This is a genomic window from Bacteroidota bacterium, assembly GCA_016722375.1.
In the GTDB taxonomy this organism is placed as follows: domain Bacteria; phylum Bacteroidota; class Bacteroidia; order Chitinophagales; family LD1; genus Bog-950.
The window spans coordinates 1-12,551 of record JADKJG010000006.1 but is presented as its reverse complement, the minus strand read 5'-3'; the positions used below and the strand labels follow the sequence as shown (position 1 = coordinate 12,551).

Sequence of the window (12,551 nt, the reverse complement as noted above, 5' to 3'; positions counted from 1 at the left end):
TTCTCTCAGTTCAATAATGAATTAGGGTTTCAACGGTTTTAATCGGATAGAGAAAGAGTAATTTTAACAATATGTTAATCCTGAATTTTTGTTGAATAGATTGTAAGTCAGCAAAAACAGAACGAAACATCCACCATAACGCACGGAACCGTTGCCCGTCATAGATATAAAATCGGGCAATTCCAAAATAGCAGTTTCCAATTAACTGGTTTTGAATACTTTTGGAAACGACCTTTCCTGAATGTTCCGGAGAAAAGATATGTCGTAGTGTTTTCAATTGTTCCGCATAACTATTATTGAGTTTATAGTTAACCGAACGGTTCTCATGATCTACAACCACAATGGAGTGTTGGGCTTTTAGTAGGGTGATGTTATACTTTCGGGCAATGCGCAGCCACAGTTCCATGTCCTCTCCAATGTGGAATTGGATATCAAACAGAAACTCCTTGAAAATGACTCTGGCCGCACACACCTGCTGGCTGTGAATGACGGACTGTGCTATGTCGTCAAAAACAGTTTGTGCTGAAATTTCTTTCGGTTCAATTTGACTGAAATGACCATTTTTTTCATGAATCAGTGGTGTGAAAAATAACTCCACGGGAAACTTGCGGATTGATAATTCATCAAACAACAACTGAAGGCGATCGGACAAATAATAATCATCACTGTCCAAAAAGCAGATATACTTTCCCTGAGCTAATTTAATACCGTTATTTCTAGCTTCACAACGTTCCTGGTTCTGTTGCCATACATATTTAATCCGAGGATCATTAAATCCAACAACAACATCCTTGGTATTATCTTTTGAGCCATCATCAATAACAATCAATTCCCAGTCTGAATAGGTTTGTGTCACAATACTTTGAATGGCTTTGCCAATCAAGTCTGCCCGATTGTAGGTCGGGATAATAATGCTAAAAAAAGGAAGCTCGCTCATATTTTGAAAAGCGCCTTGATAAAGAATTTAAATTTGTAAAGCCAGCCTGGATTAAAATATTGCCTTATTACTGAATTAGAATAAGCCTGTATAACCGGAAAGCCCATATTTGTTGAATTGTAGCAAACATGGAACCAATAACTGGCCATGGCTCTCTTAAAAAATATAGAATCAAAAAAGCAACTCCTCTCATTGCCTTGAAACATATCTTCTAATAACTCTCTAGACTCCACTACAAAATCCATTGATTTTTCATAGTTGTGCTCTGCAATTTTTCTAAAAACCTCCAATTGCCGATTGCTTACACGCATGCCAAGCCTGCTGAACAAATGCTTTTTAATCCGCGTACTATTATCAAATTGAATTTGACGATTACTACTCGACACGCTGCTTACATGATGGCGGTATTTTAATAGTACCTGTTGGATATTATCCAATTGATGTGTTTCGCCAATCCGTGTAAAAAACTCATAATCTTCTGCGTGCAAGTAAGACCGATCAAATTTTTGCTGGAAACTATCCACTACCTTCTTGCGAAATACAACAGTTGGATGACAGAGATGGCATTGATAAAGCATTTTCAACATAATTTGTTGATGGCCGCCTACATATTTCACCAGTTGAGATTTCAATCCGACAGCCTCGTACCATGAACCGCAGAGCACTACTTCCGGATGCCGCTCCATGAAATCAAATTGAATTTGTAGCCGCTCTAGTAAACTTATATCATCGGCATCCATTCTGGCAATATATTTCCCCCTAGCCAGTTCGATACCCTTATTCAGTGTAGCAATCAGGCGCAGATTACTCTCATTTTTTATATACCGGATACGAGAATCTTGATAACCAAAAATTATCTTTTCCGAATCATCTGTGGAGCCATCGTTGATAATCAAAAACTCGAAATCGGTAAATGTTTGACACAAAATGCTTTCAATAGCTTCTCCTACAAAAGCTGCGGCATTATATACGGGCATCAAAACCGTAATCGCAGGAATTTGTGCTTCCGTCATTTTAGTTTTCGAATAATGCTTTTCAAAATGTTTCCTCCCGGCAAATGGTAAAGTAGCAAAACCAGTTTCGATTTGTTTCGAGGATCAAGTGGATATAAAATCAGAAAGCGTATAATCTCTAAATTCATTTTATAGTATAGCCCTGTATTATAGTAGTGATTAATTAATTGATGTCGTAAATTGCATAATCGATTTCTCTTAAACGAAACTGAAATTCTATTTTTCAAAGAATCATTATTAAAGATTAATCTGGTGGCAATTATTTGTGGAGTAATATAATCTTGCTCCTGAGCTTTCGTATTCTCCCCATGAATTAATACATCTACAGTAACTATCGGAATTTGCATTAAAGGATACTCTGATACAATTCTTGCAAACAACTCTACATCCTCATTTATTTTTAGTGTTGTGTTGAATTTGTATTTATCAAATATCACGCGATTGATGCACGTACATGGTACTCCTATCTGATTAGTTATTACATATTCAACGGGGTTTTCCCCTTTAGGGTTTTCAAAAACTACATCCTGTTTTCTATCCGGAAAATTCCAGCACATTCCTGTGAAATAGAGCCCAGGTTTATTCTGGTTTTGACCAATTGCCTGATTGAGCGTTTCTAGGTGATGACTTCGCCAGATATCATCACTATCTAAAAAACAAATAAACTCACCTGTTGCCTTTTCGATTCCATTATTCCGTGCAGCGCTGCGCTCAAGATTTTCCTGCCAGAAATATTTCAATCGGGTATCTACATATTTAGACACCACTTCTTTGGTGTTATCTGTACTCCCATCATCTATAATAATAAGTTCCCAGTCGGTAAACGATTGTTGGATGACCGATTCTATTGTCCTTCCAATCAGATGAGCCCTGTTGTAAGTGGGAGTAATTATTGAAAAGTAAACGTCGCTCATCCTATACAGTTCTTTTCATGGAGGCTAACTTTTGCTTCATTTTCATGATATTAAGAAACACCTCATTGTATTTTTCTTTAAGATTCCACAATTCATATAGCTCTCCACGCATGCCATAGAATTTCAATACATTTTTGTTCCCAACCTCCCTAAAGTGAAACAGCACCCTTGGCAAAAACAGAAGTAGTACTTTCAATTTGTGAACATAAGTATCTAACCAAAACGGCAACCTTAAATCAAAATTTGGCAGCCCCTTGTTCGCATTGAAATGATAATATGCTTGCGTATAAATATTCGCTCTTCCAAATCCAAAATATAGTTTCTTAATATAGCTCCACTTCATTCTTCCTTTTGTCATCAGGTGTTTAAAATGCAACTTCCTATAATACCAGATTTCATAACCTAACTGTTGTGCTACCCAACATAGCTCGCTGTCCTCACCAGAAATAAGCTGATTACCTTTTCTTCCGGATAAAAGGCTTTTGAAATTTCCAGTTTCCAGTTCATCAAACAATCGGCGGCGAATCATAAAACCAGCCCCATAAACATGTTCCAGTTTAAGTAAGTCTATATTTAATTGTTCGGGGGCTTGGTCTCCTACAGCAAAATTGATTTGACAATCATCAAACCAATCGGGTTTCGATTCTTCAAACACTGCCTCGCCGCAACCACCCAATATCCCCATATTAAGATTGCTGCTCATCAGGTTAAAAGCAGTTTGCAGGTATGTTTCCGATAACCAGTTGTCATCATCACAAAAAAGAACAAATTCAAAACTTGAATTTGCAAAACCTCTATTTCTTGCATTGATTAACCCGGGTTCTGGCTCGCCGATAACTTTATAGTTTACAGATGGAGCGGTATCGGATAATATTTTCTTAGCGACTTCTGCTGTTGAGTCAGTGGATGCATTATCCACCACTATAATCTCCCAGTCAATACCATTTATCTTTTGCCTTATTAAATGGCCCAAAGTTTCAGGCAAGCGTTTGGCGCTGTTATAACAACATACTATGACAGAAATTCCCTTTCCCATTTTAGTTTAATAAAAGTTCAATCCTAAATTTAGCATATTGGAGATATTTCGAGCGGCATTTATAATGATGACAAATCTTTTGTAGCCAGCTAATTCTTGCCTCACGGATGCTTTTTCGAATATCCGGCGCTGTCGCTGTTTTATACATACAATCATTCGCCTTCAATCGGTTTAGCAATTGCTTTTCTTCATCAATACCTCCCCAAACTCCTTTGCTATGAACTCGATAGGTAGAGGTAGGTTCATTCAAAAAATGAAAATTGCCAAACAATGAACTTTGGAAGTGAATCATCCAATCTGCAAAGGGGCTTTTATAATAAGTCGGAGGGAAAAAATTGTCCGAGATGTTATTGCGCATCAGAACCGTACAGGTCGGCATGAGATTGTTTATAATGATGTCTTCTCTTGTATAGATTTCTTTTTTGCCTTGAACATACCAAGGATAGCCGTCCGCATTGTTTTCGTAAATGATATGTGCTTCGGTAAACGAAGCCACCACTTCGGGATTCTTTTCTAAAATATCATATTGCTTCTGCAATTTCATCGAATCATTCCAGTAATCATCGCTTTCCAGAAGGGCGATGTATTTGCCAGTACAAAGTTTCAATGCTCTTGCCCAATTTCGATGCATGCCAGTATTATTCTCCGAATAATAGGCCTTAATCAGTGTCGGATATTTTGCGGCATACTCCTTAATAATTTCTTCAGTGCCATCTGTAGAATGATCGTCACAAACAATGATTTCAAATTCAAAACTACATCGTTGTACCAATACACTTTCAATCGTCTCTCTAAAATATTTTGCGTGGTTGTAGCTGATGATACAAACACTGACCTGTGTACCCATCAACTTTCTTCCTGTGTTTCTAAATCTATACTTACGTAAACCTTTTTCCCGGAAGTTGGATCGAGAAACCAAGCGTTCTTATACTCTCCGTGCGACATGGCTCTCAAATAGTCTATCGCCTCCTCCATACTCACTTGCTTATTCAGATCTATCTCGCGCAAAGCATTGAAGTCCTTTTTCAAGTTCACATTCCCCTCTTCTTTGGGGCGGAAAGGAGTATAATTTCCTTCAATAATTTTTTCCAGATTTTCATTCAGTAGGTCCACCTCAGCATTCAGAATTTTATTATAGGCACTTAGTGACGTGTCCCACTTTTCAATCACTACTTCTTTCTGAGCTATGATGGGACCGTGGTCTAATTGCTCATCAATCTCATGAATAGTAGCGCCTGATTTTTTCTTGTTCAATATAGAAAACACCTGCGGATACCAACCCCGGTTAAACGGATTGAGTCCTGGATGAACGTTGATACACTTAACCGACCCAACCAATTCCGCCGGAAAAAGCTGCTTGCAGTGAAGAGAAAAAATGAGGTCGTAGGTCTCGGCTAATTCTTTCCATTCGCTCTTCATCAACCATCATCAATTCTTCCGTCAGAATGATGCCTGCTTCCTGTAAGGCTATATTGCTTTTGCTACATGCAAAATCCCACCGATATAAGTCGTAAAGATCTTTGGTCAGCAGTAATTCATCAAACCGCTCAAGCAAAATTTGATTGTCAGAAATGATAAGAAAATTCATAGAAAATATAAGGGCAAATATATCACCGTATCCCAAACTATTGGATAGTCCTTTTAATCAATGGTAATTTCTTATTCTGTTGTTGATATTCCATTTAGATAAAACTAACGGTGAATGATATATGCGCTTGGGTTCCATTCCATCCTCCCAAATCTCTCAAACAAACCATCAGTATTTTCATCGGGTCAAAAATGGCACAAAGACATTAAGGCTACAAGAAATACCCCGAAGGGCCTTCTTAGTTTTATTATCTTATAAGGTAATAATTGCTCAAGAGATGCTGTCATTCAAATTCATGACCTTCTCCACTTCAGCCATAATTTCACCTGTTTTTGCGGCGGATTTGGGTAATTCTCTTGCCAACTTCCCTATTTTCATCGTGAGTTGTCCTATTTCTCCCGCAAACTTACCTATTTCCGTGGCGGACTTCCCTAATTTCATGACAGACTTCCATATTTTCATCGCAGACTTCCCTATTTCCGGCGCGGTTTTGCCTATTTCTGCGACGAAAACAGTCTGGATATTTGCCGAAATACAACTAATTAATAAAAAATCACGAAGAAATGATATGTTATAGCTATTTAACCGCATGTTTAGAGTCATATCTGAAAGAGTCAAAGTACCTCCTGTCCCTTCCACTTATCTATTAGTGGCATCTGGTATATGATAAAGGGACCCTAATTGGGTGGAGGCTGTGTTCAATGGTGTTCTAATTCTTATTTCCCCTTGTCAATTATCATGGCTTAAGTCATTTAGTAAAAACCAGATTTCCCTGCCGTGGAGGAAGTGCTTCCAGAGATAGTTTCGGATAATATACAGCCCGCGGAATTAGATTCTAAAACACAGAAACAAACGGCTAAAGAGATACATTTTAAGGGCTTAAATTATACCGAACTTATTCCTGTACTTATATCGGCTATGCAGGAACAGAATAAAACCATAGCCCTGCTAAAAAAGCAAATACAAGCACTTACAGTAAAGAGTAAGTAATCGCATTCCCTTCCCTAGAAATAATTACGGCAGAGTAAGATTGAAAATAATCCAATTCTAAAATCTCAATTCAACTTATATCGCTTTCCCGGCAAGGAAAGCACCAAGCCGTTCATTTCCATTTCCAAAAGAATACCTGCCAACTGACTGGAACTCATTCCGCTAACAGAGAGTAGTTGGTCTATTTCTATAGTGTCACCTACTTTCAGCAATTCATATAACTTCTGTTCATCGGGAGAAAGGATTAAAGAAAGTTGCCGAGGCTCTTTAGATGCCTTTTGGTTTATATCCTCATTCCACATCATAGCCTTCAGCAAATCTTCACCGCTTTCAATCAAGGCCGCTTTGTTGGTTTTGATCAGAAAGTTACAACCGGTGCTCATTTTATCGCTTGCCTTTCCCGGAAAAGCAAAGACATCACGATTGTATGAGTTGGCAATGTTGGCGGTGATTAATCCACCGCCTTTAATGGCTGATTCCACTACTACAATGGCATCACATAGACCAGCAACAATTCTATTTCTCTTAGGAAAATTATGAGCAAGGCCTGGATCCGTAGATAAAAATTCGGTAAGTAATCCACCGTTTGACACCATTTTCATAGCCACTTGTTTGTGCTCCGATGGAGATATTTTTTTAAGTCCATGACCAAGAACCCCGACAGTTCTTAAGTTTAAATCAAGGCAAGCTTTATGAGCCGCCACGTCTACTCCATAGGCAAGGCCACTGATAACAAGTATATTTTGAGACGATAAGTCGCGAATCAGTTTCTTAGTTAAATCCTTCCCGTAGTCTGTAATATTTCTGGTGCCAATTACTCCAACTACTCTATCTTCATTTAAGTTTGCGTTTCCCTTAAAGTAAAGCACCATTGGTGAATCTTCACAATGTTTTAGCCGTTTCGGGTACTCATCATCCGTAAAAAATAGTGGTTTAATCTTATAATCATCACAGAATTTCAATTCCTTTTCCGCTTCATCTAAGGCGTATTTCAAAGACGCTTTATCGGAAATGGCTTTTGCTGTGTCTTTACCTATATTTGGTATCTTCTCCAGTCTGGCACTAGAAAAGTGAAACACCTCTTCAGGGCTACCACAATAAGCCAAAAGGTTTTTAGCCAAAACACTTCCCACATTCGGCAGAAGGGTCAGCGCAATCTGATAGAGTAATTGATTAGAAGCGGGATTATTCAAATCGTGTTATTTTGAGCCGCCAAATCTAAAAAAGTCAAATCTTATGATGAAAAAATTTACTCCTCTGTTTTTTTGTGCTACCCTACTTTTTTTAACTGTAAACGCGCAGCACTATAACGACCAAGGGCCCGAAAACAATTTTCAATCAGCCAGCAATCCTTATTACTGGAAAAACAGAACACCCCACGGCGCCTACTGGCAGCAGGATGTTCACTACCGAATAAAGGCCAGCATCAATGATTCAACAAACATCATTACAGGTACTCAGCAATTGACCTATACCAATAATTCGCCAGACACGCTGTACTTTCTGTTCTTCAATATGTATCAGAACGCTTTTCAGCCGGGTTCCTATCTGGATAATCTCCAAAAGAATAACGGTGAAAAAGTGCGATACGGAAAGTATGAAAAGATGAAGTTGGGAATCGAAGTCAGTAATATTAGAGATGGAGGCGACAGTCTAATCACAGAATTGGATAACACAGTGATGAAGGTGTTTCTGAAAAAACCAATCCTGCCCGGTAGCAGCAGAACGCTTGACATGCGATTCACTACCTATTACGAAAATGGTTCTACACGCCGACGGATGAAGAGTTACCAAGTCTGGCAGTACAAACATTTCAATGGCTGCCAGTGGTTCCCTAAAATTTGTGTCTATGATTCTAAAAGCGGCTGGAACACCGACCAGCACTTAGGCCGTGAATTTTATGGTGATTTCGGAACCTATGATGTGGACTTGACTTTCCCGAATGATTACATTTTAGAAGCAACCGGTGTGTTGCAAAACGAAAGTGAGGTGCTACCCGATTCCTTGAAAAAGAAATTAGACATCTACAATTTCAAGGATAAAAAATGGGATTCCAAACCAGATACCATCGTGCCGCACATAAAAGGAGCAACAAAAACCTGGAGATATCATGCAGAAAACGTTCATGATTTTGCTTTTACTGCCGACCCTACTTATCGGATTCACGACACGATTATTTATCCGGGAAGAATGAATGGAGGTGGGGTGCGCTGTGTAGCGATTGTGCAGGAACCGCACGCATCTAAATGGCAAAATGCTGCCGAATATCTGGCTCAGATCATTCATGTTTTCAGCCGAGATTTTGGGGTCTTTGAATATCCAAAGATCGTAGTGGCCGATGCTTCAGACGGAATGGAATACCCCATGCTAACGCTGGACGGTGGCAAAGACCCGGACTATAGAGGATTGCTGGTGCATGAGGTGGGTCATAATTGGTTCTACGGCATGCTTGGAAATAATGAAACCTATAGAGCCTTTATGGATGAAGGTTTCACACAATTTCTTACCGCATGGGGGTTGGAAGCAATAGACGGCGACACCTTGGTTCACGACCGGATTAAAAACTGTTATGTCCGTAAGTTTTCAGAGCCAAACAATCCGCGCGACCGCAATTGTTATGTGGGCTATTTGTCAGACGCTATCCGCTATGACGATTCCCCACTCAACACGCATAGCGACGGCTTTGGTGGTGCATTAGGTCATGGAGGAGGTTACCGTCATGTGTATTTTAAGACAGCCACTATGCTCTATAATCTCCAATATGTTCTGGGCGACTCCTTGTTCAGTGCTGCCATAAAAAATTACGTGGCTCAGTGGAAATTCGCCCATCCCTATCCGGAAGATTTCCGCAACTCTATTACCCACTTTACACATGCTGATCTAAAATGGTTTTTCGACCAGTGGATGGAGACCATCAAAAACATTGATTATAAAATTGGCTGTGTCCATAAAGGAAAAGAAAAAGACCAATACCATATCCGGTTGAAGCGAAAAGGCAAAATGCAAATGCCAATTGATCTTCAAGTGATTTCAAAGGACGGTACGGAATACAATTATCATATACCCAATACCTGGTTTGAAAAATCAGTAACCGCCGACCGTTCAACTGTTCTGCCCAAATGGCAAGGATGGGATTTGCTTTATCCAACCTATGATGCTGTTGTAACTATTCCCGGAGGAATCAAAAACGTGATAATAGATCCCAGCAATAGATTAGCCGACATCAACATGCTAGACAACCGCAAGAAAGGTAAAGTAGAATTTCGTTTTGATTCGCGCATCTATCCTGCTACCGGTTGGAAGAAGTACCGTATTTATATGCGTCCAGATATTTGGTGGAACGCTTATGATGGATTCAAAGTAGGGTTCAATCTGCATGGAAATTATTTCAATGTGAAACATAATTTTTCGTTCACCGCTTGGATGAATACACACCTCGCACAAGGCAGGGGAGTTTACAACCTTGATAAAACCATGAATAAAAAGGCGGATTGGTTTAGCTACCGGTTCACCTATTCTAATGCCATTGACCAGGTAATTCCACGAGGGACTTTCTATCTGCAAAGTCAGTGCTTGGATGGTTTGCAGTTGAACAAGATAGGCTTGAGCAAACAATTTCCTGCTGGCTTCTCCGCTGACCTGAACGTGAAAGCATTTACCAGACCTCGTCAATCTGGTAGAAACTATCTGCTCTATTCAGGTGATTCGCTCAATCCGCCTGAATGGAACAGCTTCTGGACCGAAGGGAAGAAAGTGAATCTTTCAGTCAACCTTACCGGAACATATTCTTATAACAAGCGTAAGATAAACGGATATATCACTGCTCATTTGCGGTCGGGAGTATTGACCCCCGGCACCGGTTACCATTATTTGGAAGTTACCAATGTTTTGACGGCTGCTGTTTGGAAGTTTGATTTCCGCACGAGAATATTCGGTCGCATAGCGCCGGGAACCAATATGGTCAGCGAATCTGCTCTCTACTTTGCAGGGGGCAACCCGGAAGAAATGATGGATAGCAAATATTACCGTGCCGTGGGCTTTGTTCCTCAAAGTTGGGCAGATTCTTACGGAGATAATATCAACCATCTGCATTTTGCCGGAGGATTGAACATGAGAGGCTATTCCGGATACCGGATTGGAGAAGTGGATGTGAACGGTGTAGTGCAGAATCCTTATAAAGGAAATTCAGGAGCATCCATCAATGCCGAAATAGATTTTAACCGGATCGTTCCGGTGAAGAGCAAATGGCTGCGGGAACATTTCATGTTGAACACATATCTTTTCGGCGATGCAGGAAGTATTGCTTACATCAATTCGAATAATCGCCAACAGTGGTCTTCTGTACGTGTAGATGCCGGTGTGGGCGCTGCATTTACCATCAAGAAATTTGGACCGTTACAAGGTATAAAGCCGCTAACTTTTCGATTCGATGTGCCATTCTATGTCAGCCATACTCCATTTGTCAGCGATAAAAATTTCGATTTCCGTTGGGTAGTGGCTATCAGTCGAACATTTTAGAATGGAATGAACTGACATAACTACTGACGGAAGTATTTACGGATAGCTTGGACGATTCCCTTGCATCAATTCAATCAAGCCTCCTATCGGCTTACTCAAATAGTAATTAAAGCTACTAATTATCTTAGTGTGTTGTGACAAATAAGTTACTTTCGCATCTCCATCATCATTAAAAACCAATCTAAAAATACAATTATGGCAGACGACAGAAAAGAAAAACTAAAGGCGCTTCAACTAACCGTTGACAAGTTAGATAAGACTTATGGTAAAGGCACCATCATGAAATTAGGCGATTCTAAAGTCATGCAGGTAGATACAATTTCTACCGGTTCCTTAGGTTTGGATATTGCCTTGGGCATTGGTGGCCTACCTAAAGGTAGAGTGGTAGAAATTTACGGACCGGAATCTTCCGGCAAGACTACCTTGGCTATTCAGGCTATTGCCAATTGTCAAAAGCAAGGTGGCATCGCTGCTTTTATAGATGCCGAGCACGCTTTTGATAAAGGATATGCAGAGAAATTGGGAGTCAATGTAGATGAACTTCTTATCTCCCAACCCGATGACGGCGAACAGGCTTTGGACATTACCGAACACTTGATTCGTTCCGGTGCCATAGATATCATCGTCATTGATTCTGTAGCTGCCTTAGTTCCACGCAGTGAGTTAGAAGGAGAAATGGGCGATTCTAAAATGGGTTTGCATGCCAGATTGATGAGTCAGGCTATGCGTAAACTTACCGGCAGTATTTCTAAATCCGGCTGCTGCTGCATCTTCATCAATCAGTTGCGCGAAAAAATTGGAGTAATGTTCGGCAATCCCGAAACCACTACCGGTGGTAATGCGCTGAAGTTTTATGCTTCTATTCGTTTAGACATTCGTCGAATCGGTCAAATCAAAGACGGCGATATTCTGACCGGTAACCGTACTCGGGTAAAAGTAGTTAAGAATAAACTAGCACCACCTTTCAGAATGTGTGAGTTTGACATTATGTATGGACAGGGTGTTTCTAAGTCAGGCGAAATTATTGACATCGGGGTAGAATTAGGAGTCATTCAAAAAAGCGGCTCTTGGTTCAGCTACGAAGGATCTAAACTAGGTCAAGGAAGAGATGCGGTGAAGCAGTTGATAGAAGACAACCCCGAAATGATGGCCGAAATAGAGAAGAAAGTAAAAGCAAAGTTTGCTGAAGGTGCCGGAACGGAGGAATCCGCAAAACCCGAAGCAGCTAAAGAATAAGACAAGAAGCACTTAAATTAAAGCCCGCAACACATCGGAAGATATTTGCGGGCTTTTCATTTTGCCATGCTGTAAGCAGCTTGTTGACTTTTAGATTTGATAACTTTTAGAAAGCTATCAAATCTTCACCCATTAGGAGAAAAACACAACAGAACTTTTTCGCATAGTGTAGTGGATGAGATAACCTATACCACCAACGGCGCTATTCAGGATAATGAATATAATAGCCCTCTTCGGAAAGTCATCCATTTGTCTCCCTCTGGAGGGAGTGTAGAGGGAGGAAATTAAACAAACCTGATTTTCCGAAGAGGTCTAATGT

The 12,551-nt window shown here is 40.1% G+C and carries 12 protein-coding genes; 3 read left to right on the top strand and 9 right to left on the bottom strand.

The annotated features are described in order from the left end of the window. Positions 1–10: 10 nt before the first annotated feature. From IPP77_09235 to dprA, 9 genes are all read right to left on the bottom strand, one after another. Positions 11–937 carry a glycosyltransferase gene (locus tag IPP77_09235; protein MBL0309836.1) on the bottom strand — a complete coding sequence of 309 codons (927 nt, stop codon included), beginning with the start codon at positions 935–937 and terminating at the stop codon, positions 11–13. Next, a complete protein-coding gene (locus IPP77_09230; GenBank protein ID MBL0309835.1) occupies positions 934–1,950 on the bottom strand; it encodes a glycosyltransferase family 2 protein in 1,017 nt (338 codons plus the stop codon). Before IPP77_09230 ends, IPP77_09235 begins: the two co-directional genes overlap by 4 nt. Beyond that, positions 1,947–2,864: a glycosyltransferase family 2 protein gene (locus tag IPP77_09225; protein MBL0309834.1), complete on the bottom strand. Its 918-nt coding sequence runs from the start codon at positions 2,862–2,864 to the stop codon at positions 1,947–1,949. Before IPP77_09225 ends, IPP77_09230 begins: the two co-directional genes overlap by 4 nt. Before the next feature lies 1 nt (position 2,865). Next, on the bottom strand, positions 2,866–3,900 hold the full coding sequence (locus tag IPP77_09220) for a glycosyltransferase family 2 protein (GenBank protein MBL0309833.1): 1,035 nt from the start codon (positions 3,898–3,900) through the stop codon (positions 2,866–2,868). Between the two features lies 1 nt (position 3,901). Next, positions 3,902–4,747, bottom strand: a complete 846-nt coding sequence (locus IPP77_09215) for a glycosyltransferase (GenBank protein MBL0309832.1) — start codon at positions 4,745–4,747, stop codon at positions 3,902–3,904. Beyond that, the gene (locus tag IPP77_09210) at positions 4,747–5,319 is read right to left on the bottom strand and encodes a dTDP-4-amino-4,6-dideoxyglucose formyltransferase (GenBank protein ID MBL0309831.1); all 573 of its coding nucleotides are present in this window, start codon (positions 5,317–5,319) and stop codon (positions 4,747–4,749) included. The genes IPP77_09215 and IPP77_09210 overlap by 1 nt, the downstream gene beginning before the upstream one ends. Next, complete coding sequence (locus IPP77_09205; GenBank protein ID MBL0309830.1) at positions 5,222–5,524, bottom strand: hypothetical protein; 303 nt, start codon at positions 5,522–5,524, stop codon at positions 5,222–5,224. Before IPP77_09205 ends, IPP77_09210 begins: the two co-directional genes overlap by 98 nt. Before the next feature lie 234 nt (positions 5,525–5,758). After that, positions 5,759–6,127 (bottom strand): hypothetical protein, encoded by a 369-nt coding sequence (locus IPP77_09200; GenBank protein MBL0309829.1) that lies wholly within the window; start codon positions 6,125–6,127, stop codon positions 5,759–5,761. A gap of 416 nt (positions 6,128–6,543) precedes the next feature. Then, positions 6,544–7,671 (bottom strand): DNA-protecting protein DprA, encoded by a 1,128-nt coding sequence (gene dprA / locus IPP77_09195; GenBank protein ID MBL0309828.1) that lies wholly within the window; start codon positions 7,669–7,671, stop codon positions 6,544–6,546. A 43-nt stretch (positions 7,672–7,714) separates the two neighbouring features. Between dprA and IPP77_09190 the strand changes: the two genes are divergently transcribed. The 3 genes from IPP77_09190 to IPP77_09180 all read left to right on the top strand — a co-directional run bounded on the left by IPP77_09190 (position 7,715) and on the right by IPP77_09180 (position 12,520). Next, positions 7,715–10,996, top strand: a complete 3,282-nt coding sequence (locus tag IPP77_09190; GenBank protein ID MBL0309827.1) for a M1 family peptidase — start codon at positions 7,715–7,717, stop codon at positions 10,994–10,996. Between the two features lie 195 nt (positions 10,997–11,191). Then, positions 11,192–12,232, top strand: a complete 1,041-nt coding sequence (gene recA / locus IPP77_09185) for a recombinase RecA (protein MBL0309826.1) — start codon at positions 11,192–11,194, stop codon at positions 12,230–12,232. A gap of 96 nt (positions 12,233–12,328) precedes the next feature. Beyond that, complete coding sequence (locus IPP77_09180; GenBank protein MBL0309825.1) at positions 12,329–12,520, top strand: hypothetical protein; 192 nt, start codon at positions 12,329–12,331, stop codon at positions 12,518–12,520. Positions 12,521–12,551 lie beyond the last annotated feature (31 nt).